The organism is Thalassolituus sp. ST750PaO-4, assembly GCF_020320405.1.
In the GTDB taxonomy this organism is placed as follows: Bacteria; Pseudomonadota; Gammaproteobacteria; order Pseudomonadales; family Oceanobacteraceae; genus Venatoribacter; species Venatoribacter alkanivorans.
In genome coordinates, this window is the sequence record NZ_JABVCB010000008.1 from 441,029 (window position 1) to 464,102 (window position 23,074).

The following is a 23,074-nucleotide window of genomic DNA, read 5'->3' on the forward strand; positions in this document are numbered from 1 at the left end:
CTAATATTCCTGCTGTTGCTTTCTGCTTTCCGGATATGGTCAAGGTTTATTGCCTTTTCGTATGCTGTTCGCTGCAGAGCGTTTAAATACGCTCTCTGGTCTTTAATCTCTGATGATAAGAGGTCCTGGAGGACCATGGTTGGTAACTTTTATACACCAGTGAGAGCAGCGAAAAATCCAATGATCAGAAGAGCGGATCCGGACAATAATAAGCGCCTGGCAATGATGGCTTTTTTGAAGTCAGACCTTCCACGCTCTTTTACTTCCGGGCTTTCAGAACTTTCATAGCCCTGATTCAGTACCCAGCTGAACATTCCCAGTGTTTTTCCAAGATCAATAAATGACGATCCCTCCGGAGATCCCAGTTTCGTCCACTGCGCCTGATCCTGCTCTTTTAGTGACTGAGTAAGGCCCTCAAAATTAATTGAGAGTAATCCGGCAATATGAAGAAAAGATCCGATTAAAATGAATAACATATCATAGTCCTCTGATTTCTTTCATGCTTGCTTACACCAGACACGCTGCCGCCCATCCTTATATACGCAGACAGGAATGGCGTGGCTTTATCATTCGGGATTGTTAGCGGGGGGCGGTTGTTCTCGGTCGTTCTGACTGCGTTGTATTAACGATATAGCGGCATCCCTGCTGTGGTTCGAGAGTACTGAAGTTCAGGCTTTGGTTCAATAATTGATAGAGATGGGTACAAGTGGCAACAGACGACAGGGAGTGCTCTGTCTGGCGCTTAGGTTGGTTCAAGTGCTACTCAACGGAGCCGAGCATTGGCATAGAATAGATTACAGAAATCACTCCGCGCAGCGGCAATGTCTGAGTCGCTGATGACCGCACACCTTCACACAAGCCGCCAAAACATTAATCCACCAGATTAATACCCAGACTCTCCAGCAGATTTAACGCCTCATAGCGACTGAAGGTCGCATTGCTCAGATTATTATCCAGCACATCGATATTAAAATTAACCGATTCACTCAGGTCTGCACCGCTTAAATTGGTGCGGCCAAACAGGCTGTGGGTAAAGTCGCAGTAGGTGAGGTGGGCGTTGTTCAGCTGGGTTTCGCGCAGGTCAACATCGTGTGCTTTGCACTCTTCCATAACCACTTCATGCAGGTTCAGTCCGAGGAAGGAGGAGTCGTTCAGTATGCACTGGTAAAACTTCAGTTCAGGGTGAAACTGGTAGTTGGACCATTGGGCACGGGTCCAGTCGATACCAACCATTTTGCACTCGCGGAAGGTTGTTTCGGCAAAACGGCTTTGCGGAATTTTAATCAGGCTCAGATTGCAGCGGGTAAAGCGGCAGTTAATAAACTTACAGCCTTTAAATACGCTGTGCGATAAGTCGCAGTCGCTGAATTCACATTCTTCAAACTCGGTATTGTCGATCTGGTTGTCGGTGATATCGAGTTTAGTGAAGTGTTCTTCAAAATACTGGCTGGCGCTGGTCAGGCTGATCACGGCACTCTCCGCTGCAATTTCTTAAGATGGTAAAGCAGAAGCAGAGCGTCTGCACTGTTGCGGTTATGAATACCCTGTTGCAGCCAGGGTAACGGTTATTCTGCATTTTGTGCTTGTTACCGCCGTGAATATCAGAGCAAGTCCTGTCATTGACGGGGATCATTCAGTTCAACCAGCAGCCAGGCAACGTAGGCAATAAAGGTGGTCGGAAAATACAGAATACGTGAATACCAGTAACCTGCGTCTTCACCTAAAAAGGTGTATACCGGCACGACGGTCAGCATTGCGGTAATAAAGGCAATATAAATAAAGCGTGGTGCATGCCAGCGCAGGTTGGTGAAAGGGTATTTATTGTAGCTAAAAGTCCAGCGCGCCCACAGTCGTGAGCTGGCATAAACAAAGACCCCGAAGGCCAGCAACCAGAGCCAGTCGCTGGCACCGAGTTCACTGAGCTGGCAATCGGGCAGGCAGCTGAACATTAAAAGAACTCGCGCAGGGAATTCTGGTAAGTCTGAGCTAACACCTCTTCAACACTCAGGCCTTTTACGCCGGCAATTTTTTCGGCAATAAAAGGCAGATATTTCGGAGCATTTTCCATTCCGCGGAACGGAATCGGCGTGAGGAAAGGTGCGTCGGTTTCCAGCAATAAATTGCTCAGTGGTGTGGCGGCAACCACTGCGCGTACATTGTCGGCTTTATTAAAGGTAACAATGCCGTTAATGCCGAGGCAAAAGCCCAGTTCTACGGCCAGCTGTGCCAGTTCCATGCCGGAGGTAAAGCTGTGCACCACACCTTTGCGTTTCATCTGCGGGGCGTATTTACGCAGAATGGCCATGGTGTCTTCGTCGGCTTCGCGGGTATGAATAACAACGGGTAATCCGCATTCCACCGCCAGTTGCAGCTGGCGGGAAAATACCTGACGTTGCACAGTACGGTCACAGTGGTCGTAATAATAATCGAGACCAATTTCGCCGACGGCGACCACTTTTTCGTGGATGGCATGGGTGCGGATATAGCCTTCGGCGGCGTCATCAAACAGCGCGGCTTCGTGCGGGTGTACACCCAGTGTGGCGTACAGGTCAGCGTGAGCTTCGGCCAGCGCCAGTGCCTTGGGCATATTGTCCGGCTCAACACTGATGGTCATAAAGCGTTCCACGCCAATGGCGCGGGCGGCACTGAGAATATCGTCGGCACTGCCTTCTTTCAGATAATCGAGGTGAAAGTGGGTTTCGATAATGGGCAGGCCATAGGCCGGAATATCACGACGCTTTTTACTCATAATGGTTCTTTCTGATCTCAGCGGTAGCAGACAGGGCGGCGCAGAATTATAACGCGCTTAAGCGCTGATTTCTGCAGCGGCCCGTTTTTGTCCGTATTCAGGGTTTTATATGTTGCTGCCAGTGTTGATAGAGCGCGGCAATGTCTGCGGAACAGAGCAGCTCCATACAGGCGCTGAGTTGTTCATCCGGCCAGTGCCACCAGGCCATTTCCTGCAACAGGGCAATATGTTCGTCACTGAAACGGGAGCGGATAACCCGCGCCGGGTTAGAGCCGACAACGGCATAGGCCGGAACGTCGCGGGTAACCACCGCCCGGCTGGCAATAATGGCGCCGTTGCCGACGGTAATGCCCGGCATAATCATGGCTTCTGAGCCGATCCATACATCATGGCCGATGCAGGTGTCGCCAGCGCGGCTGAAGCCATCTTTACTGGCAGCAAAGGCTGGGTGCTGCTGGTAGAAAAAGGGGAAGGTGCTGATCCAGTCGCTGCGGTGCCCCTGATTACCCGCCATCATAAAAACGGCGCCGGAACCAATAGAGCAATAATTACCGATAATGAGTTTATCAACATCGTCGCGGTCGGGTGCCAGGTAGCGGGCGCAGTCATCAAAACTGTGGCCATGGTAATAACCGGAATAATAACTGTGGCGGCCAACAATAATATTGGGGTTGGTTATCTGTTCGCTCAGGGGTTTACCGGCAAAGGGGGAGTCGAAATAATTTCCGGTCATGGGGTTGTACCTGATCTGCCATCAGACCGCATGATAAAACCTTTTGGCGAGGGGCTCACGGTTTAGTGTGTTTCAGGTCTGTTGCCATTGCAGCAGACCTGAAAAGACAGGCACGGAGGCGCCGTCAGTTGAATAAACGACGCAGCTGTTCGCCGATAGCGGCTTTGGCGTTGTTCATCAATGGTGAGCCGTGGGCGGCGAGCAGATGATCAAAATCCAGATTCATCAGGCGGTTAAAATCTGCTTCCAGAGTCTGGCCTTTCGGTGTTACGCGTTTCAGCCACGGCTTGCCGATATTCAGCCCCGGTTTAAAACCCATAACGCGCAATGCCAGACGGCTGAACAGGCTGGTGTAATTCCAGTTATCCAGATATTGCAGTGAATCGGTGGTCAGCAGGCATTTGTGCTTGGTCAGCAGTAAAGCCGCTTCCGGGTATTTAGCGTTATCAAAGATAAACAGCTCAGCGTGCGGGAAAGGCATGGCCAGACCGGTTTTCAGATGCACGTTTGCGCGTGGGGTTTTGTAGGTGCTTTGGCCAGGCTGGCACCAGAAACGCGCCTGATATTTATCGACGTAGTACTGATCATCCAGTCCATGAAAATCGCCGAGGCGGAACACATGGGTTACGCGGCCAAGTTTTTCCAGTTTGCGTTCTTCCGTCTCGTTCAGCCGAACCGGGTTGATCAGGGTCAGCTCGTGGCGATTACGGATGATCACCATATTACGGTTCATGCTCATGCCCGGGCCAACGCGGATGCTGCCCTGCACCCAGAAAATATCCCAGAAGAGTTGTTCGATTTTACCGTGTGGATAAGCCGGAGCGTAGCTCTGGCTTTGCGCTGCCGCGGGCGACAGCTCTGAATTCAGTGTGGCAGTCATGGCGTTCTTCCTGCGTTTATAGGTATGCGTGTGAAAATGGTCGGCACAGACAACGGCCGCAGAGAGATATTAACGGGAATTAACGGCAAAACATTACGCAATGTGACAATTTTTGTCACATTGAGCTGAAAGTGTGACGAATTTTGTCAGGATACTGGGCTCAGCAGGTCAGGGTGAGGATCTGTGTTGGTTTTTGTCCTGTCAGGACACGACGGACATCAATCCGGAATGTGACAGAAGAGCCTAGAAAAAGAGCTCAGAAAAATGAGCCGGGAAAATGAGCCGGGAAAATAGCAACGCAAGAAAAAGAAACAGAGGGTGCAAGACAGGCGGTAGTCAAAACCGCAGTACGGATGCCAGAAAGCGCAGGCGGTTGCGCTGCGCTTTGCCGTTGGGCAGTAAATTACTGTCCGGCTTTTTTCCCGCTCATGGGGGCGTAGACCGCCTGAATAGCCTGCATATCGGCGTCGATGTCGCCTGTGGTGTGGAACACGCCGGCAATGCCGCCGGTTTTGTTCGGATAGTCGAGAAATCCCATCAGCACCGGCACGCCGGCATTATGGGCAATATGATAAAAGCCGGTTTTCCAGTAGGTTACTTTGGCGCGCGTACCTTCCGGCGGTACGATCAGGAACAGCTGCTCGTTGCTGTTAATAGCATCAACCGAAGCCTGCACCATGTTGTTGGCTTTGGAGCGGTCAACGGGAATGCCACCCATCCACATCATCAGGCCGCGGAATGGCGGTTTGAAAATCTGCTCTTTACCCATCCAGTAAATTTTTACGCGGAAGACAAAAGCGATCATCAGCATAAAGGGCAGATCCCAGTTGCTGGTGTGCGGCGCAGCGATCATCACGCATTTTTTTAAATCCGGCGGGATATGGCCCACGCTTTTCCAGCCGGCGAGCTTCAGAAAAGCAATGGAACCCCAGCGCAGCAGGGTTTTCAGAATGGGGGTATCGAACATGGTACGGTGCATAACAGGCCCTAGTAAAAGGGCAGGCGTACGGACAATGCCGGATAAGACAGCAGGTCCGGAGACTCCGGCCCCGATCAGTGAGGCGCAGATCATAGCGGATTTGTTGAGGGCCGACACTGAGATAAATCAGCCTGTCTGGCCCCTCTCACCTGGCGAGGTCACCCGTTCAGAGCGCAGGTGGTTCTGCGCCCTGATGGTGACGGGTGTTTTCGCCAGGGGTGATAAACAGCAGGCGGGTGGCTTCAGAAGTGGTTGCGGTATGCCAGATGCCTTGCGGAATCAGTACATAGTCTCCGGCGGTTGCCAGCGCTACCTGCTGCTGACCGTCGCCGGTCAGCAGGGTGAAGGTGGCACTGCCGCTCAGCAGTATCACGGTTTCATCACCGGCCGGATGAATCTCCCAGCTGTTCCAGGGACCGGAAAACTCATACTGAGCAACCAGTGAGCACTGGCGGAACTGATTAAAATCGCGGTCGAGGGCGGCGTACATGCCCTCATTAACCGCGACCCGGCTGGCACGCTGCTGGCCATCCAGCACAACGAATTCATCGGTAATCTGTGCTTTGCGGATGTCCATAAGGTTTGTCCTCAGCTGTTTTGTGCTTCCATATACATCAGCTCCCAGGTGTGGCCATCCGGATCTTCAAAGGCCAGGCCGTACATCGGTCCCTGATCCTGGCCGGGCCGGGAAATGCGTCCGCCATTGTCTTCGGCCGCCTGGCCGATGGTATCGACTTCGGTGCGGCTGCTGCAGCTCAGGCACAGCAACACTTCGCTGCTGGTATGGGCATCGCACAGACTCTTGGAAGTGAACTGCGAATAGAATTCCGGCTTCAGCAGCATGGCGAAAATGTTGTCGGCAATGACGACGCAGATGGCCACTTCATTGCTGTACTGCTCGTTAATGCTGAAGCCCAGTGCGGTAAAAAACTGGCGCGAACGCTGGATGTCGCTGACGGAGAGATTCACAAAAATCTGACGGCTCATGGCGCTTCTCTTGTTCTTGTTATGGATGAGAACGCTATTGTTAGCAGATTTTTGCGCCAGAAAAAATCCGTTGCCGAGCAGAGGGCAGGTGTTGAAAGCGGCAGCTGCAGATACAGAACTGCCGCGTAAGGCTGCTTAGGGCCTGTTTAATTGCCCTGGGCCAGAGCTTTGGCGCTGGCGGTTAAACGCATGGCCTGATCGGCGGCGTTAGCCAGTTCCTGCCCTTTAATCACAAAATGGCGGGCATAGTAGTTTTTATGCTCGTCGTGCTCGTGGAAGTTGTGCGGAGTGAGTACGGCGGTAAGCACCGGTACTTCGGTTTCCAGTTGCACCTGCATCAGGCCGTTACACACGGCGGCGGCAACGAAGTCGTGGCGGTAAATACCACCGTCGACCACCAGAGCGCTGGCGGCAATGGCGCTGTAGCGCCCGCTCTTGGCCAGCAGTTTGGCCTGCAGGGGAATTTCGTAGGCGCCGGGAGCGGCAATCACATCAATATTGCTGATGTCGTAACCACGGCTGGCGAGTTCGTCTTTAAAACCATCCAGACACTTGAGCACGATGTCGGTGTGCCAGGACGCGTGAATAAAGGCGATGCGTTGTTGCTGAGGATTAAAAGTGTTCATTGGCTCTGATTCTTCTTTAAATGCTGATTAGAATCAGGGCGAACGGGCAGACAAAAGCACTGACAGAGGCGGGCCTCTGTGCTGTCTGACACGCTCTCTCTTATCCGGACTATACCGTCGGCTCCGGAGTTACACCGGATCTGCTGACCTTACTGGCAGTTAAACCGCCGGCAAGCGCTCGCGGGCTTCAGCGTAATAAACGCTGTTACCGCCGGTGGGGAATTTCACCCCGCCCCGAGAACGATGCGCTCTCAGCAGGCTGAGACCGCGGCGGCAATATAGGGAGTTTGGCGGGAAGAGTCAAAGGCAGCGGGCGCAACGCATTGTTGCGCCCGTGCGGCTTTTGATTTGTCTGAGCGCGCATCAGCTCAGGGCTTCGTCCGGCAGCAGATCCTGCAGCTGTTCGATACCTTCGACCACATCATCGGGCTGATGGAAGTAGGCCACGTGGTACATGGCTTCACCCTCCTGCACCAGCGGGATATTGGTTTTGCCGATAATAATGCCTTCATAACGCGAGCGGACTTCGTCCAGCACAGTGCCGTACGGGTCGCGGATGGTGGCGAGTAATTCCTGCTTCTGTACGCGGTCACCGAGTTCTTTATGGTGCTGCACAAAGCCGCTGTCGGTAGCGCGTTCCCAGGCGCTGGTGCGTGCCGTGACCGGCTCCAGCACATGGGATTTTTTCGCCCTGCTGCGCGGCAGCATACCGAGGTGACGCATAACGTTAATGGTGCCGCGTTCTCCGGCACGGATGCACAGTTCGTCGTAACGCAATGCTTCGCCGGCTTCGTACAGCAGAATACGCACGCCATGGTCGGCGGCGGCTTCACGCAGCGAGCCATCGCGCAGGTTGGAGTTCAGCAGTACCGGAACACCAAAGGCACTGGCCATGGCGGCGGTTTCTTCATCGTCGAGGTTGGCGCGGATCTGCGGCAGGTTAGAGCGGTGGATAGCGCCGGTATGAAAGTCGATGCCGTAATCGCATTTACTGACGATTTCTTCGAGAAACATGTTCGCCATACGCGCCGCCAGCGAGCCTTTTTTGCTACCGGGAAAAGAGCGGTTTAAATCGCGACGGTCGGGCAGATAACGGCTGTGGTTGATCACGCCATAAACATTGACGATCGGCACCGCAATTAACGTACCGCGCAGGCTGTTGAGTTTGCGAGAATTAATCAGACGCTGAATGATCTCGATGCCATTCAGTTCATCGCCGTGAATGGCGGCACTGATAAATAAAGTGGGGCCGGGGCGTTTACCACGTTTAACAAAGACCGGCATGGAGACGGAATTGTCGGTGTATAAACGCCCGACCGGTAATTCGATTTTCTGGCTTTCGCCGGGAGCGATGCTGATCCCGGCAATTTCAATACTACGCTTTGGCATGCTTTCCCTGATCGTTATGTATTAATTCAGTCCGCGCATTAACCCTGACCGCGGGTTTTGGTGCTGGTGCGGGCTGATTTTTCCAGAAACTGGAACACCATGCCGGCAACGTCTTTACCGGTGGCGGTTTCAATGCCTTCGAGGCCGGGAGAGGAGTTTACTTCCATCACCACCGGGCCATTGTTGGAGCGCAGAATATCCACACCGCACATATTCAGGCCCATGGCTTTGGCGGCGTCGATGGCGGTTTTGCGTTCAGCCGCTGATAAACGTACGATTTCGGCACTGCCGCCACGGTGCAGGTTGGAGCGGAATTCACCTTCGGCCGCCTGACGTTTCATCGCCGCAACAACTTTGCCGCCGACCACTAAACAGCGGATATCGGCACCGCCGGCTTCTTTAATAAATTCCTGCACCAGAATGTTGGCGTTCAGACCCATAAAGGCTTCGATGATGCTTTCCGCGGCTTTTTTGGTATCGGCCAGTACCACGCCAATGCCCTGGGTGCCTTCCAGCAGTTTGATCACCAGCGGCGCACCACCGACGTTTTTGATCAGGTCTTCAACGTTATCCGGACGATGGGCAAAACCGGTACGCGGCAGGCCAATACCTTTACGTGACAGCAATTGCAGCGAGCGCAGTTTATCGCGCGAGCGGCTGATGGCCACCGATTCGTTAATGGAGTAGGTGCCCATCATTTCAAACTGGCGCACCACCGCCGTACCGTAGAAGGTAACGGAGGCGCCGATACGCGGAATCACCGCATCGTACTGCGGCAGGGCGTCACCTTTGTAACGCACCGTCGGCTTGTTACTGGTGATATCCATATAGCAGTGCAGGGTGTCGATAATATCGACCTCATGCCCGCGTTGCTCCCCCGCTTCTTTCAGACGACGGGTCGAATAAAGATTGGCATTACGGGAAAGAATGGCGATACGCATAGCGGCTTCCGGAAGCTGAAAATAAAGCGCTTAGTCTGCGCTGACGGATGGCAAATGTCATCATAGGCAGAAAAAGATAGTTACAGACAGGGCATAGGCAGAGGCGGGCATTGCCACTGCCTCAGTTACGGTAAATAGTCTCGATCAGATGGTAGCCAAAACGGGTTTTTACCGGCCCCTGTACTTTTAACAGCGGGCCTTTGAACACTACATCGTCAAAGGCTTTGACCATATCGCCTTTGTTGAACTCCCCCAGGCTGCCGCCGTTTTTCTTGCTCGGGCAAATGGAGTGTTGTTTGGCCAGTTTACTGAAGTCGGCTCCTTTATCGAGCAACTGCTTCAGTTTGTCGGCTTCTTCTTTGGTTTTTACCAGAATATGGCGGGCACAGGCGCGGGGCATACTTACCTCGGATTCAGTCTATCAGGCCAATCTGACCATTCGGTTAAATTTTGCGTCGCGCAGGATCAGGTGCTGTGCGAAAATTGCGCCCGTTATTGTACCCGAAAGACAGAATGAGGCATGCATGAGCGTACATGAGATCCGCCACCCCCTGGTGCAGCATAAAATTGGTTTGATGCGATCCAAATCAATGAGCACCCGCACCTTCCGCCAACTGGCGGCTGAAGTCGGCAACCTGCTGACCTACGAAGCAACCAAAGATATGGAACTGGAAAGCTACACCCTCGATGGCTGGTGTGGTCCGGTTGAAGCGGAGCGGATTCGCGGCAAAAAAATTACCGTAGTACCGATTCTGCGTGCCGGTCTGGGCATGCTGGACGGCGTGCTGGAGCTGGTACCAAGCGCCAAGATCAGCGTTGTCGGCCTGTACCGCGATGAAGAAACTCTGGAACCGGTGAGCTACTTCGACAAACTGGCCGGTGATATCGACCAGCGTATGGCGCTGATTGTTGACCCGATGCTGGCGACCGGCGGTTCGATGGTGGCAACCATCGACCTGTTAAAGCAGGCCGGTTGTACCAGCATCCGTGCATTGGTGCTGGTAGCGGCACCGGAAGGCATTAAAAAGGTTCAGGATGCGCACCCGGATGTGGATATTTATACCGCATCGGTGGACAGCCATCTGAACGAGCAGGGATACATTATTCCTGGTCTGGGCGATGCCGGTGACAAGATCTTCGGCACGAAATAATTAAAAATCAGGGGAGTTTCTATGCGGGACAATACAGAAGATCTGTATCGCGGCTGGCGTATGGTGCTGGCGGGCATGCAAATGCTGTTTGTGGCCTTCGGCGCACTGGTGCTGGTGCCGTTGATTACCGGCCTCGATCCGAGTGTGGCGCTGTTTACCGCCGGTATCGGTACGCTGATTTTTCAGTTCACCACCAAACGTTCAGTGCCGGTTTTCCTGGCCTCATCTTTTGCTTTTATTGCGCCGATTCTGTTCAGCGTAAAAACCTGGGGCATGGCGGCCACCATGGGCGCGCTGTTCTGCGCCGGTATGGTTTATGTTGCGCTGTCGGCTCTGGTGGCGTTGCGTGGCCCGGGTTTCCTGCACCGTTTACTGCCACCGGTGGTTACCGGTCCGATCATTATGGTGATTGGTCTGGGCTTAGCTCCTATTGCGGTGAATATGGCGATGGGGAAAGCCGGTGATGCGTCTGCTGAACTCTTCCCTTATGCCGATGCCATGTGGGTCTCGATGCCTGCCCTGATTACTACTTTGCTGGTGGCTACTCTGGCGAAAGGTATTTTCCGTCTGGTGCCGATTCTGGCGGGTGTGGCGGTGGGTTATACCATTGCGGCGTTTACCGGCATGGTCGATCTGACAGCTGTGGATGCGAGCCCATGGGTTAAGTTACCGCAGTTTGTGACGCCGGAATTTCAGCTGGCGGCTATCCTGTTCATGATTCCGGTGGCCATTGCGCCGGCGATTGAACACGTTGGTGATGTTCTGGCGATTGGCAGCGTGACCGGTAAGAACTACGTACAGAAGCCAGGTCTGCACCGCACTCTGCTGGGTGATGGTTTGGCGACCTCTGCGGCGTCTCTGTTTGGCGGCCCGCCAAACACCACTTACTCCGAAGTGACCGGTGCGGTGATGCTGACCAAAGCCTTTAACCCGGTAGTGATGACCTGGGCGGCGGTGTTTGCCATCGTGCTGGCCTTTGTTGCCAAGTTTGGTGTGCTGCTGCAGACCATTCCGACGCCGGTGATGGGCGGTATTATGATCCTGCTGTTCGGCTCTATTGCTGGCGTGGGCATGAACATTCTGATCAAAGCCAAAGTCGATATGAGTGCACAGCGCAATCTGGTGATTGTGGCGACCACGCTGGTATTCGGTATTGGTGGTATGGCAATTGGTTCTTCCGAGTTCCACCTGCAGGGTGTCAGCCTGTGTGGTGTGGTGGCTATTGTGCTGAACCTGCTGTTGCCGCATGAAAAAGCCGACGCTGAAGACCTGCATGAAGAGCAGGAAATTGTGGAAGATATTCTGGAACACAGTAAATAAGTTGTCGTTTCTTTTTATCTGCATTATCCGCAGAAAAATGGCCGCCTATGCGGCCATTTTTTATGGGCTGTGTTCAGGGCATACCGCTGCGTTATTGCAGGGTGCGGATGGTCGGGCGGAAGGTATACGACGCTGGTAATTCATCCGGCACTCTGGGGTACGGGTTGGCACTCAGTGCGGCTTTTACCGCCCAGTCATCCATCAGCGGGTCACCGCTGGAGCGGATAACCCGCACGTTGGTGGCCACCTGACGGTAACTTAAGGTCAGTTCCAGCCTTACACTGCCGGTAAATTGTGCCGGGGCGATTACCCGTTCCCGCAGATGCGCGAGCAGTTTCTGTTGGTAACTGCGCTCCAGCGGATCGGCTGATAAATCTTCTTTCTCAGTGACCAGTCCGGCTTGTTTTTGAGTGGGCTGCTGCGCTGTCTGTGCGCTCGACTGCTGCCTTGGTCGTGGTGCGGATTTCGACTCAGGTATTGGCTTTTGGGGCTGTTGTTTGGCGGCTTCTGTTTTTGCCTGAGGCTGCTTCTGAATCTGCTCCGGAACTGCGTTGTGTTTAACAGCTGCGTTTGGTTTAACAGTTTCGCTTTGGCTTTGAGCCACTTCCTGAGTCGGGACTGCCTGAACCTGAGCTTTCGGCACTTTAGCTGGCGCTTCATCCAGTAAGGTCCGGGCGCTAACCTCTGGCTGGCGCAGTTCGGCATTAATTACGGGTTGGGTCTGGGCCGGTGTCAGCCGTACAGAGAAGGGCGCCGACAGCAGCAGGGCATGCAGCAACAACGAGATAGCCACAGCCAGCAGCAAGCGCTGGTAGTGTCTCCGCTTCGGTGCCGGGAGTTTGCTGAAAAACCCTTCTGCCACAATCACTTACCCGTGTTATAGACAATTGCTATGGCTATGATTGGCAAAATTAATCATCGCCCTGATTCTCTGGCGGCGGCGGTATGCTTAGCCGGGAGCGCGTTGTATGATACCAGCTCTTTATGCTCCGGCTGCGCCGCAGGTGTTGTCCGGATAATACCGATAAATTTCAGAACTCACAGGGAGTAAGAAACATGAGCGTACTGGTAGGTAAAAAAGCACCTGACTTTACCGTTCCGGCTGTACTGGGCAACGGTACCATCGTTGATTCATACAACTTCGCAGAAGCAACCAAAGGCAAATACGCTCTGGTGTTCTTCTATCCACTGGATTTCACCTTCGTGTGCCCATCTGAGCTGATCGCTCTGGATCACCGTATGGCCAAGTTCGAAGAACTGGGCGTGGAAGTGATTTCTGTGTCTATCGACTCTCACTTCACCCACAACGCATGGCGTAACACGCCGGTTGCCAAAGGTGGTATCGGCGAAGTTAAGTACACCATGGCGGCTGACGTTGACCACGGTATCTGTAAAGCATACGACGTAGAAACTGCCGGTGGCGTTGCGCTGCGTGGTGCTTTCCTGATCGATAAAGAAGGTGTGGTACGTGCTGCCAACATCAACGACCTGCCACTGGGCCGTAACATCGATGAGCTGGTGCGTTTGGTTGAAGCTCTGCAATTCCACGAAGCGCACGGCGAAGTTTGCCCGGCTGGCTGGAACAAAGGCGACAAAGGTATGGACGCATCTCCTGAAGGTGTTGCCAAGTACCTGGCAGAAGAAGCCGGCAAACTGTAAGTTTTGCCCTTCTGAAAAAACCCGCCTTGTGCGGGTTTTTTTATGGCGGCCATCCATGGTCGCCACCCTGCGGGCCATTGCTACGCAATGTTGATCAACGCTCCCGGCGTTGATGCTATGCCCGCCATCCATGGCCGCCACCCTGCGGGCTATTGCTACGCAATGTTGATCAACGCTCCCGGCGTTGATGCTATGCCCGCCATCCGTGGCGAGCACCCTTCGGGCCGCGCTGAAGCGCGTTAAGCTTTGCTCCTGCTGCGCTTTGATGCCCGCCATCCGTGGCGGGCACCCTTCGGGCCATCTATGACCAATACCCTGAAGTACCTTCCTGTCCTCAGACGATATGGCTGGTCTACGCTTAAGTTCTTATTATCGGAGGATGGGGGCTGATATGCGTTGGCTGTTGGCTATGGGGATGTTTGTGATGGCTCTGTCCTGCCTGGCGCAGGAAACGCCTGTAGCAGATGATCGTCCGCTGTTGCGCTGGATTGTGATGCCATATCCGCCACTGCATATCAGCGAGGGGCCAATGGCAGGCAAGGGCATCGCCGATACTTATCTGGATCTGGTCATCGCGGCGATGCCGCAGTATCGCCATGTACGGGAAGAGATGACCCCGGCCCGGGCCTGGCAGCTGATCCGTGCAGGGGAAAATATCTGCCATCCGGCGGCGCTGTATACTCCGGAGCGGGCAAAGTACACCCTGTTCAGTGATTCTCCGGCGTTGTTTCCATCATTGGCCTTTATGGTGCGGCTGGATGATTATCAGGCGCTGTTTGCGCCGCAGATGACCATTGCAGCAGCAGATATGCTGGCGCGTACCAATATGCGCCTGGGGCTGGTGGCTGACCGTTCCTATTATGTGTTTCTCGATAATCTGCTGAGTGCCGGCGATGTGTATCAGCGTGCTACGGTACTCTCCAGCCTGCATGGGCCGCTGAGTCTGTACCGTATGCTGCAGTCGGGGCGTATTGATTACATTATCGAATACCCCTGGATTAACCGTTATATGGTCGACACGATTCAGTCACCGGAAGAGCATGAGCTGGTGGCACTGTCGATCAAAGAGCTGCCGCAGTTTGCCAAGGGGGCCATGGCCTGCCCGAAAACGCCCTGGGGAGAAACCGTGGTGGCGGCGGTAAACCGCTGGGTCGCTGAGCAGAAAAATACCGAAACCAACCGTCAGCGTATGGCGGTATGGCTCGACCGCAATACGCTGCCGCGTTATATGAAAGCTTATGAAGAGATGATTGCACCAGTAACCAGACCCTGAACCGGTCTGGCAGGCGCTGCGCTATTCACTGCGCTTCAGCACCCGCGCCTGATAACCGGCTTCGGTGAGGATATAGGCCGCGGCTTCTGCCCGGCCTTCGCCGGTAACCACATACACAAAGGCTTTGGATAATTCATTCAGACGGGTACGCAGCTGTGCCAGTGGTATGGTTGTCGCACGGTGAATCGGGCTGGCCGCGACCTCCTGTGGCAGGCGTACATCGAGCACGACGGTACCTGTATCGCCTTCATCGATCAGGGCGCTGAGCTGGCTTTCGCTGACGTATTCAACCACCGGAGTTTTCAGCAGGGTGTCGAAGTCTTCTTTGGTTAATACCATCAACACACCGTTACTGCTCATGGTAATGCTGGCATTACGCGGCAGATTACTGACCAGTGCGTCTTCACCAAACAGATCTCCGCTGCCAAGAGCGGCGAGGGTTTCCTGTTTGTTATTTACTTTACGGCTGACAATGGCCTTGCCGCTTTTGATCACATAGCACTCATGGCCTTCTTCACCCTCACGGATGATTTCTTCACCGAGTGACACTTCGCGTTCGTTAAAGCGGGCCAGCAGCTTCTGGATATTGGCCGGTGGTACACGGTTAAACAGATCGGAAGTGAGCAGGCTTTCCAGCCAGTCGTGTTCAGAGTCTTCTTCCTGATCATAGGCCTGACGTAATTCCGACCATGTGGTGATCAGCTCCAGATACTGACGCTTGATAGCAAACAACTGGCAGGGCGACTGGGTAATGGCCGCATGGCGGTGAATCGGATGGCTGGCATCCAGGGCGAGAAAGTTTTCGTCATCGTCGCCTTTAATCTGGGTAATACGGAACTGGTCATCGGCCAGGTCGACCGTTCCTTCAAGCAGAAAGTGACATTCGTCGTCTTCTTCACCACGTTTGAACAGAATCTTTTTATCGGCCAGCGAATAGGCACGGAAATGCGGCAACAGCTCGCTGACAGCATGGGCAGACAGCTCATCAAAGGGAATAAAGCGCTGAATCTGCTCTGTCGTAAGGGCCGTATCCGGCGCGGTTGCTGAAGATGGATTGATAGAATCTTCCATGGTGTTTCTGGCCTGACCAATGACGAATGAAATAACACACGATGAATGTATTTTTGCACACTATCACGAAGCCTGCCGTTTTTTGCTGTGCCTGTTATTCACAACTGCAGGCCCGGAGGCCAATGCAGACAGTCAGAAACGGCCTGTAATTGTTGCTTATCTGTGCAATTCAGAGCGTTGATAGGCGGAATAACCCCCAGGCAGGGAACATTCTGCTGATTGAACCAGTGTTGCAGGAATTGCAGATTTTCCTGTGCCGCGGTCATTCCCGGTGGCAGCTGGTTGGCCACCCAGCCTGCCAGCGCTAAGCCGGATTGCTGTATGGCGCGGGCACTGAGCAGTGCGTGGTTAATACAGCCCAGTTTCATTCCCACCACCAGAATCACCGGGGCGCCCAGTGCACAGGCAAAATCGGCGAGGGTTTCTGCGTTATTTAATGGTACCAACCAGCCACCGGCGCCTTCGCATAACAGCAGATCCGGCTGCTGACGCAGGGCGGGCTGGCAGGCCTGCATCAGACTGTCCACGGTAAGTGTGCGCTGCTCCTGTTGCGCGGCAATATGGGGTGCAATCGCCGCCTGTAGAGCGATGGGATTGTGGACGCTGTAATCCTGTGCCGGCTGGCTGTACTGCTGGTGCAGCAGGGCATCGCTGTTGCGCCTCAGATAAGAGGACGGCTTACGTTCACAACCGGCGGCGACGGGTTTCAGACCCAGGCAGGTTAAACCCTGCTGTTGTGCTTTCAGCAGATAGGCGGCGCTGATCAGGGTTTTGCCGGCGTCAGTATCGGTGCCGGTAATAAAGAGGCGCTGTGTCATTTGGCTCTGTTCCCATTTTACTCTTTACGCAGCAACAGCCACTGCACCTGATAGCTCAGCGGCAGCAGGCCATTGCGGTCACGCGGATAAGCGTTATCCAGCTGCAGCAATGCCCGGCGGCCGCCCAGGCCGCTTTTCCGGCCGGGATTCACATTGGTGGCGCCAATGGCTTTGAGGTTGCGCAGCAGGCTGGTGAGTGAGTCGTAATGTTCCTGCAACAGACTTTGCTGCCGGCTAACGCTGCGCAATCCGGCCTGCAACAGTGCCTGCTGCAGGTCAGCGGCGCTGATGAAATTGTTTACATGAGGCTTGTCGTCGATGCTGCGCCAGGCCTGTAACAGCTCCTGCTGAGTACCGGGCAGCAGCGTTGCCAGAGCCAGTGTGCCGCCGGGTTTCAGCACCCGCACCCATTCCCGCAGGGTGCTGTACGGCTGCTCGCTCCATTGCAGCATCAGGCTGGAAAACATCCCATCGCAACTGGCATCGGCCAGAGGAATCTGGTCGGCATCGGCCTGTAACAGGGCGATGGCCGGGCTGGCAAAGCGCCGGGCACTGCTGATCATGCCGCTGGCCAGATCAATACCGCAAACCTGTTGTGCGCCCAGCTGGTGCAGACGTGGCAGGGTCTGGCCGGTACCACAGCCAATATCCAGCCAGTGACCAAACAGCGGCCCGTTTACGCGTTGCAGACGGCTGAGCAATTGATTGCGCACCTGCAGCTGAATGCCTGCGGCCTGATCGTACGAGTGGGCGGCACGGCTGAACTGCTGTGCCACCAGACGTTTATCACGCTGCAGCGTTATCGTGCTGTCGCCGGGCGTTTGCAGAGAAAGACATTCAGCGTTCATCCCTGTGCTCCGCTGGCCGGTTTGAGCTGGCAGCATAAGACCTGCAGCCGGGTTAACAGGGCGGCCTGTCCCTCGGGTTCGAGAAAAAAGGCATGACTGTGGCCGGGGCTGTAATACACCGGGTTGAGTCCGCCGGCATTGAGCGCATCGTGGCTGCCGAGCCAGTGTTGTTCCTGCCTGACCTGCAGGCGGTTGCCGGTTGCAGGGTTAAGACGATAGCTGCGCAGCCAGTCGAGGCCCGGCAGCAGGGTAGCCGGATCACTCAGCTGGTGGCTGGCAAGCAGGCGACTGAGTGGCCGTGCGTCAGCGGCGCCCTGAGTGCAGAGTGCGAGAAAGCGGTGCCGGGTTTTCTCCGGCTGTTGCTGCATATTCTGGCTGAACTGCTGCAGCAGGTCGGCATCCAGACCAAACTCGTCCTCCGCCTGTAAACGGCAGAACGTGGCACTGGTGGCCAGTGTGATCAGGGTAATATTGCCCGTTTTTTGCGTTGCCGATGCCGCTGCAGAAACAGACAGCGCTGCGCAGGCCAGGGCACCACCCAGCGACCAGCCAACCCAGATCGCCGGACGTTGCGGACTGGCGGGAGCCTGATTGACCAGAGCCCGGGCGCAGCTGTTGAAGTCACTGTTGTCTGCAACCCCTGTTGCGGAATAATCAAAGCCATAGTGCTGACCCGGCAGCTGGTTATAGAGCGGGGCAAAGACTTCCGGGGTAAAACTCCAGCCCGGCAGCCAGAACCAGTCGGGGCCGGGGCTTTCTGTCCGTAGCAGGCGCCATGGGGAGATAGGCTGGCTCATGCACTGGCCTCCTGAACCGGCAGCAATTCAGCGAGGGCGTTTAACAGTAAGTCGATATCGCTCTGACGGTGTGCAGCACTCAGGGTTATGCGCAAGCGGGCGCTGCCGGCAGGTACTGTGGGCGGACGGATGGCACTGACCCACAACCCGCGTTGCAGCAATTGTTCAGATAGCCGCAGGGCGCTACCGCTGTCACCGATCAGCAGCGGCTGAATGGCGGATTCTGACGGCATAAGCGATAAACCCAGACTGGCGGCCTGACGGCGGAAATAGCGGATATTGGCCTGCAACTGTTGCTGGCGGTCGCCCTGCTGCAGACGCTTCAGGTTGGCCAGCATTGCTTCGGCCAGCGCTGGTGGCAGCGCGGTGGTGTAGATGTAAGGCCGGGCAAACTGGACCAGGTAATCGATAAGGTCAGCACTGCCGGCAACAAAAGCACCAAAACCGCCCAGCGCTTTGCCCAGAGTGCCGACGTACAGCGGCAGCTGTTGCGGACTGAGGCCAAAATAGGCCCGTACTCCCTGGCCTGCAGCGGGTTCGATGTTGGGGGTGCTGATTGTGCTGCCCAGTACGCCAAAGCCGTGGGCGTCGTCGATCATTAACAGGGCGTTGTGTTTGCTGCTCAGTTCGCTCAGGCGGCGGACGTCGGCCAGATCGCCGTCCATGCTGAAGATACTGTCGCTGACGATCAGACGTTCGCCGTTGGCCGGCACGTCCAGCAGCTGTTGCAGATGGTGGTAATCGGCATGGCGGTAACGGCTGAGTCTGGCGCGGCTGAGCAAGGCGCCATCCAGCAGTGAAGCGTGGTTGAGCTTGTCCTGCAGCACTTCGTCACCACGTCCGGCGAGGGCGGCAATCGTGCCGAGGTTCGCCATAAAACCGGTTGAGAATAACAGCGCCCGCTCATAGCCACAGTGCGCGGCCAGTGCCTGCTCCAGCTCATGGTGGGCGCTGCTGTGGCCACACACCAGATGTGAAGCACCACTTCCCATCGCCCAGCGCTGTGCGGCATGGGCCAGATCATCAGCACCACAGGCGGCCAGACCAAGATAATCATTGGCGCAGAAGTTCAGCACCGGCTGGCCGTTGCGCAGGGTGTGTGTCTGCTGCACACCGCCCAGCAGAGCGCGCTGGCGCCACAGCTGCTGTTGCTGGCGTTCATGCAGTGCCTGTTGAATACGCTGGTTCCAGCTCATGCTGCCTGAGGGTGCCTTTTCTGAATGGGTTAAAGCCTGTCGCTGTGCCGGCTCGCCTGTTTCTGTTGCCGACTCGACAGGGGAGTTGCGGCTGATCATAATGCTGATTGTTAACCAGTCAATTTAAAAGTGGTTTACAAGTTTACTGCGGAACGGTCCGGAGCCGGGCCTGCTTCGGCCTGGGTCTCTTCCACTGTCAGGAGTTGCTATGCATTTTTCCTCTGTTTCTCACCCAGCTTCTTCCATGCTGCGACAGAAGCCCGATCTGGCTTTTGACCGTGAACACCTCTGGCATCCTTACAGCTCAATGGCTGATCCGGCGCAGGTGTGGCCGGTGGTTGCGGCCCGTGGCGTCAGGCTGCAGCTGGCCGATGGCCGCGAGCTGATCGATGGCATGGCTTCCTGGTGGTGTGCGGTACACGGCTATAACCATCCGCGTCTGAATGCTGCTCTGCTGGAGCAGGCTGAGCAGATGAGTCATGTGATGTTTGGCGGTCTGACGCACAGTCCGGCCATTGAGCTGGCACGGCGTCTGGTGGCGCTGACGCCAGCGGGGCTGGATAAGGTGTTTCTGGCGGATTCTGGCTCGGTGGCGGTGGAGGTGGCGCTGAAAATGGCGCTGCAGTATCAGCAGGCCCGCGGGCTTAGCGGTAAACATAAGATTCTGGCCCTGCAACGCGGCTATCACGGCGATACTTTGGGGGCGATGTCGGTATGTGATCCAACCCGTGGGATGCACCAGTTGTTTGCCGGTATTCTGCCGCAGCAATATTTTGTTCCGTCGCCGCGGACGGGTTTTTATGACGACTGGGATGCCGCCGACTGCAGCGCACTGGAGCAGGTGTTACAAAAGCATCATGCCGACATCGCCGCCCTGATTGTTGAGCCGGTGGTGCAGGGGGCCGGAGGCATGCGCTTCTATCACCCGCAGTACCTGCGCGAGGCGCGGCGCCTGTGTGATGAATACGACGTGCTGCTGATTGCCGATGAAATTGCCACTGGTTTTGGTCGCACCGGACGTTTGTTTGCCTGTGAATGGGCCGGAATCACACCGGATATTCTCTGCCTTGGCAAAGCCCTGACCGGTGGTTATATGACACTGGCTGCAACGCTTACTACCTCACAGGTTGCGGAAACCATCAGCGCTGGTGAGGCTGGCTGTTTTATGCACGGCCCGACTTTTATGGGTAACCCTCTGGCTTGTCGGGTGGCCTGTGAAAGTATCGATTTGCTGTTGGAAAACGACTGGGCGGCGCAGGTCGCGCGTCTGGAGCAGGGACTGCTGTCGGGATTAATGCCGGCACGTCAGTTACCGGGAGTTGCTGATGTTCGTGTGTTGGGTGCTATTGGCGTGATTGAAATGCAGCAGCCGGTGAACATGGCGCAACTGCAGCCAGCCTGTGTGGAACGCGGTATCTGGGTGCGGCCATTTGGTAATCTGCTGTATGTGATGCCGCCTTTTGTGATGGATGATAACGACCTTGCGCATTTAACTTCTGGAATGCTGGCAGCGCTTGCGGCCCTGTAGCTGTACTGTAGTTGTACTTCAGCTGTGCTTCGGCTGTAAAAAAGAAGGAACCGTGCAGGGATGAGGCAGTCTCAGACAGATGTATTTTTAACGCTGTCACGGGACCGACTTATGCTGAATTCGTTACTGACTCCATCGGGAAACACTGCCCAGCCTTTGCTTCATCAATACAAAACCGGCGTCGCTTTATTATTTTCCGGTGTATTTCATCTGCTGGCTTTATTGTTGGTGGGATTATCGTTTTCGACGTTTTTTAACGGATTATTCAATAGTGATGGCGATATGGTCACGCTGGTGATTAAGGCGATTAATACGCTTGTTATCGCGCTGGCAATGTATGAGCTGGGGTTGGGGGTTGGTAAAGAATACGCGGCGGAAGAAGCCGGGGAAAATATTTTCCAGAATATCCGCCGCACCATCACCCGTTTTGTCGGCACCGTGTGTATCGCACTGGTGCTGGAAGCACTGATTATGATTATTAAATACAGCCAGCTCGATCTGGCCGGTAACCTGTATTATCCGGTGGCGATACTGGTTGCCTGTGCCTTTTTATTGCTGGCGCTGGGAGCCTTCCTGGCGCTGACGCGCCAGGTGTGTGACATTGCCGCCGATTGATTATTCAGAGGCATCTTTGTTTTTATCGTCACCATTAAGAGGCCATAACGGCTCTTTGATTTTGCGCGCCTGGCTTTGCGATACTCCGGCAGTTAATGCAAAGCGCATGGCATCTTCAAACGACCAGTCGAGCATCGTCAGGCGGGCGCGTGGAACAAACAGGGTATAGCCGCCAACCATGTAGCTCATGGGCAGGTATACCGCGACCAGTTCTTCCTTATCGCCGGCATTCTGCACCGCCGGCGGAATTTTGCTGGCGGTAATAAAGCCCAGCAATTGTGCATCGCCGGGCATATCGACCAGCACGACCTGTTGATTGTGCTGTTTTTCCTGATCGAACATGGCGGCAAAGTCTTTAACCGCGCCGTACAGTGTTTTTACCAGCGGAAAACGCAGCAGGGCATCTTCCACATACTGATACAGCCAGCTGACCGGGTTGAACTGAAATAATAATCCGACTGACAGCAAAGCCAGCAGCATCAGCAGCAGGCCCATACCAGGAAAAATGCTGGGAATATGCAGGCTGGCGAGCAGGCTCAGGCCCAGACCGTTAAGCCACATCAGCGCAGACCATAACAGCCAGATGGTAATCAGTAACGGCAGTACCACCATGGAGCCTTTGATCAGCGGTTGCAGCAGATAGCGTTTCATAAAAACTCCGTCAGGACTTTGGTGGTTGCTGCTGTTGCAGCAGGGCTTTCAGTTCGCGGATTTCTGCCGCCAGATCGTCAAGGGTAGCTTTGCCGTCGGCGGCATCCTGCTCGGCTTTTTCCTGTGCATGTTCATCTTCAAGTACGTTTACCACAATACCGATGACCATATTAAGAAAGGCAAAGGTGGTGAGGAAAATAAAGCTCAGATAAAAAATCCACGACAGCGGGTAGACCGCCATGGTTTCGTACATAACATCGGTCCAGTCTTCAAAGGTCATCACCCGGAACAGGGTCAGCATGGAGATGGAAATATCCCCCCACAGCACATCATTGATGGGTTCAAAAAAGGTGGTGCCGATAGCAGCGTAAATATAATAAATAATAAACATCAGCAGCAGGACATAGCCCAGCTGTGGCAACGCGCGCAGCAGCGAGTTCAGCAGCATACGCAATTCCGGGATGATAGATACCATCCGCAGCACGCGGAAAATACGCACCAGACGACCAATAAGAGCCATATCGCTGTGATCGACCGGAATCAGACTGACAACGACGACCAGGGTATCAAACAGGTTCCAGCCATTATGGAAGAAGCGTTTCTTATCCGGTGCCGCGAGAAAGCGGATAACGATTTCGATCAGGAAAATAACCGTAATGCCGGTATCCAGCCAGTTCAGCACCACCATCAAAGGGTCGGGAATGCTGTAGGTTTTGGCACCGATCAGAAGGGCAGAAAAAATAATGATGGCTACAACAAAGAGTTCGAAGGCTTTGTTATCACGAACGGCCTGCGAAGCGGCCTGTAATTGCTGAATATTCATGGTCTGGATTGAAGTCGGATGACGGCTGGTGATAGGACGA

General features: G+C 54.7%; 28 protein-coding genes and 1 riboswitch. Of the genes, 7 read left to right on the forward strand and 21 right to left on the reverse strand.

The genetic code is table 11. From position 1 onward, the window contains the following. Positions 1–149: 149 nt before the first annotated feature. The 13 genes from HUF18_RS11515 to HUF18_RS11575 form a co-directional block, all read right to left on the reverse strand. Positions 150–476: a hypothetical protein gene (locus tag HUF18_RS11515; protein WP_225692293.1), complete on the reverse strand. Its 327-nt coding sequence runs from the start codon at positions 474–476 to the stop codon at positions 150–152. Positions 477–870: 394 nt separating this feature from the next. Beyond that, positions 871–1,470, reverse strand: a complete 600-nt coding sequence (locus tag HUF18_RS11520) for a pentapeptide repeat-containing protein (protein ID WP_225692294.1) — start codon at positions 1,468–1,470, stop codon at positions 871–873. 146 nt (positions 1,471–1,616) lie between these two features. Next, entirely contained in the window at positions 1,617–1,949 is a 333-nt protein-coding gene (locus HUF18_RS11525; RefSeq protein WP_225692295.1) for a hypothetical protein, read from the reverse strand. Next, the gene (locus tag HUF18_RS11530) at positions 1,949–2,749 is read right to left on the reverse strand and encodes a TatD family hydrolase (RefSeq protein ID WP_225692296.1); all 801 of its coding nucleotides are present in this window, start codon (positions 2,747–2,749) and stop codon (positions 1,949–1,951) included. Before HUF18_RS11530 ends, HUF18_RS11525 begins: the two co-directional genes overlap by 1 nt. Positions 2,750–2,846: 97 nt before the next feature. Further along, complete coding sequence (catB, locus tag HUF18_RS11535) at positions 2,847–3,482, reverse strand: type B chloramphenicol O-acetyltransferase (RefSeq protein ID WP_225692297.1); 636 nt, start codon at positions 3,480–3,482, stop codon at positions 2,847–2,849. A gap of 124 nt (positions 3,483–3,606) precedes the next feature. After that, positions 3,607–4,362, reverse strand: a complete 756-nt coding sequence (locus HUF18_RS11540) for a hypothetical protein (protein ID WP_225692298.1) — start codon at positions 4,360–4,362, stop codon at positions 3,607–3,609. 403 nt (positions 4,363–4,765) lie between these two features. After that, entirely contained in the window at positions 4,766–5,341 is a 576-nt protein-coding gene (locus HUF18_RS11545; protein WP_145469605.1) for a lysophospholipid acyltransferase family protein, read from the reverse strand. Between the two features lie 166 nt (positions 5,342–5,507). Then, a complete protein-coding gene (locus tag HUF18_RS11550) occupies positions 5,508–5,918 on the reverse strand; it encodes a cupin domain-containing protein (RefSeq protein ID WP_145469604.1) in 411 nt (136 codons plus the stop codon). A gap of 11 nt (positions 5,919–5,929) precedes the next feature. Then, the gene (locus tag HUF18_RS11555) at positions 5,930–6,328 is read right to left on the reverse strand and encodes a VOC family protein (RefSeq protein ID WP_225692299.1); all 399 of its coding nucleotides are present in this window, start codon (positions 6,326–6,328) and stop codon (positions 5,930–5,932) included. 146 nt (positions 6,329–6,474) lie between these two features. Continuing rightward, positions 6,475–6,954, reverse strand: a complete 480-nt coding sequence (locus tag HUF18_RS11560) for a 6,7-dimethyl-8-ribityllumazine synthase (protein ID WP_225692300.1) — start codon at positions 6,952–6,954, stop codon at positions 6,475–6,477. 88 nt (positions 6,955–7,042) lie between these two features. After that, positions 7,043–7,200: riboswitch (FMN riboswitch) on the reverse strand. Between the two features lie 117 nt (positions 7,201–7,317). After that, entirely contained in the window at positions 7,318–8,343 is a 1,026-nt protein-coding gene (locus HUF18_RS11565; RefSeq protein WP_145469601.1) for a succinylglutamate desuccinylase/aspartoacylase family protein, read from the reverse strand. A gap of 38 nt (positions 8,344–8,381) precedes the next feature. Further along, positions 8,382–9,284, reverse strand: coding sequence for a 30S ribosomal protein S6--L-glutamate ligase (gene rimK, locus HUF18_RS11570; RefSeq protein ID WP_145469600.1), 903 nt, complete (start codon positions 9,282–9,284; stop codon positions 8,382–8,384). Positions 9,285–9,405: 121 nt separating this feature from the next. Beyond that, positions 9,406–9,684: a peptidylprolyl isomerase gene (locus HUF18_RS11575; protein WP_145469599.1), complete on the reverse strand. Its 279-nt coding sequence runs from the start codon at positions 9,682–9,684 to the stop codon at positions 9,406–9,408. Positions 9,685–9,808: 124 nt separating this feature from the next. Here HUF18_RS11575 and upp point away from each other — a divergent pair, with 124 nt between their 5' ends. Together upp and HUF18_RS11585 are read left to right on the forward strand one after the other, a co-directional pair. Continuing rightward, positions 9,809–10,435, forward strand: coding sequence for a uracil phosphoribosyltransferase (gene upp, locus HUF18_RS11580; RefSeq protein ID WP_145469598.1), 627 nt, complete (start codon positions 9,809–9,811; stop codon positions 10,433–10,435). 21 nt (positions 10,436–10,456) lie between these two features. Next, positions 10,457–11,755: a uracil-xanthine permease family protein gene (locus HUF18_RS11585; RefSeq protein ID WP_225692301.1), complete on the forward strand. Its 1,299-nt coding sequence runs from the start codon at positions 10,457–10,459 to the stop codon at positions 11,753–11,755. 91 nt (positions 11,756–11,846) lie between these two features. Here HUF18_RS11585 and HUF18_RS11590 read toward each other — a convergent pair whose 3' ends face one another. After that, positions 11,847–12,617, reverse strand: a complete 771-nt coding sequence (locus tag HUF18_RS11590; protein WP_225692302.1) for a TonB C-terminal domain-containing protein — start codon at positions 12,615–12,617, stop codon at positions 11,847–11,849. A 194-nt stretch (positions 12,618–12,811) separates the two neighbouring features. On the opposite strand from HUF18_RS11590, the gene HUF18_RS11595 reads away from it, so the two are divergent. The 3 genes from HUF18_RS11595 (at position 12,812) to HUF18_RS11605 (ending at position 14,687) form a co-directional block, all read left to right on the forward strand. Further along, on the forward strand, positions 12,812–13,414 hold the full coding sequence (locus HUF18_RS11595) for a peroxiredoxin (protein WP_145469595.1): 603 nt from the start codon (positions 12,812–12,814) through the stop codon (positions 13,412–13,414). An 87-nt stretch (positions 13,415–13,501) separates the two neighbouring features. Next, a complete protein-coding gene (locus HUF18_RS11600; protein ID WP_225692303.1) occupies positions 13,502–13,657 on the forward strand; it encodes a hypothetical protein in 156 nt (51 codons plus the stop codon). Between the two features lie 148 nt (positions 13,658–13,805). Then, positions 13,806–14,687, forward strand: coding sequence for a TIGR02285 family protein (locus HUF18_RS11605; RefSeq protein ID WP_225692304.1), 882 nt, complete (start codon positions 13,806–13,808; stop codon positions 14,685–14,687). A gap of 21 nt (positions 14,688–14,708) precedes the next feature. On the opposite strand, the gene HUF18_RS11610 is transcribed toward HUF18_RS11605, so the two are convergent. The 5 genes from HUF18_RS11610 to bioF all read right to left on the reverse strand — a co-directional run bounded on the left by HUF18_RS11610 (position 14,709) and on the right by bioF (position 19,417). Beyond that, positions 14,709–15,758 carry a cyclic nucleotide-binding domain-containing protein gene (locus HUF18_RS11610; RefSeq protein ID WP_145469592.1) on the reverse strand — a complete coding sequence of 350 codons (1,050 nt, stop codon included), beginning with the start codon at positions 15,756–15,758 and terminating at the stop codon, positions 14,709–14,711. Between the two features lie 98 nt (positions 15,759–15,856). Continuing rightward, positions 15,857–16,576 carry a dethiobiotin synthase gene (bioD, locus tag HUF18_RS11615; RefSeq protein ID WP_225692305.1) on the reverse strand — a complete coding sequence of 240 codons (720 nt, stop codon included), beginning with the start codon at positions 16,574–16,576 and terminating at the stop codon, positions 15,857–15,859. 17 nt (positions 16,577–16,593) lie between these two features. Continuing rightward, on the reverse strand, positions 16,594–17,424 hold the full coding sequence (locus tag HUF18_RS11620) for a methyltransferase domain-containing protein (RefSeq protein ID WP_225692306.1): 831 nt from the start codon (positions 17,422–17,424) through the stop codon (positions 16,594–16,596). Continuing rightward, positions 17,421–18,221, reverse strand: a complete 801-nt coding sequence (locus HUF18_RS11625; protein ID WP_225692307.1) for an alpha/beta fold hydrolase — start codon at positions 18,219–18,221, stop codon at positions 17,421–17,423. Before HUF18_RS11625 ends, HUF18_RS11620 begins: the two co-directional genes overlap by 4 nt. Then, positions 18,218–19,417, reverse strand: a complete 1,200-nt coding sequence (gene bioF, locus HUF18_RS11630; RefSeq protein ID WP_225692308.1) for an 8-amino-7-oxononanoate synthase — start codon at positions 19,415–19,417, stop codon at positions 18,218–18,220. Before bioF ends, HUF18_RS11625 begins: the two co-directional genes overlap by 4 nt. Before the next feature lie 208 nt (positions 19,418–19,625). Here bioF and bioA point away from each other — a divergent pair, with 208 nt between their 5' ends. Together bioA and HUF18_RS11640 are read left to right on the forward strand one after the other, a co-directional pair. After that, on the forward strand, positions 19,626–20,945 hold the full coding sequence (gene bioA / locus HUF18_RS11635) for an adenosylmethionine--8-amino-7-oxononanoate transaminase (RefSeq protein WP_225692309.1): 1,320 nt from the start codon (positions 19,626–19,628) through the stop codon (positions 20,943–20,945). Positions 20,946–21,056: 111 nt separating this feature from the next. Next, positions 21,057–21,560: a hypothetical protein gene (locus tag HUF18_RS11640; protein WP_225692310.1), complete on the forward strand. Its 504-nt coding sequence runs from the start codon at positions 21,057–21,059 to the stop codon at positions 21,558–21,560. Here the strand turns inward: HUF18_RS11640 and HUF18_RS11645 are convergent, their stop codons facing one another. Both HUF18_RS11645 and HUF18_RS11650 read right to left on the reverse strand, forming a co-directional pair. Beyond that, positions 21,561–22,211 (reverse strand): DUF502 domain-containing protein, encoded by a 651-nt coding sequence (locus HUF18_RS11645; RefSeq protein WP_225692311.1) that lies wholly within the window; start codon positions 22,209–22,211, stop codon positions 21,561–21,563. Positions 22,212–22,221: 10 nt separating this feature from the next. Continuing rightward, positions 22,222–23,034: an ion transporter gene (locus HUF18_RS11650; protein WP_225692312.1), complete on the reverse strand. Its 813-nt coding sequence runs from the start codon at positions 23,032–23,034 to the stop codon at positions 22,222–22,224. Positions 23,035–23,074: the final 40 nt, after the last annotated feature.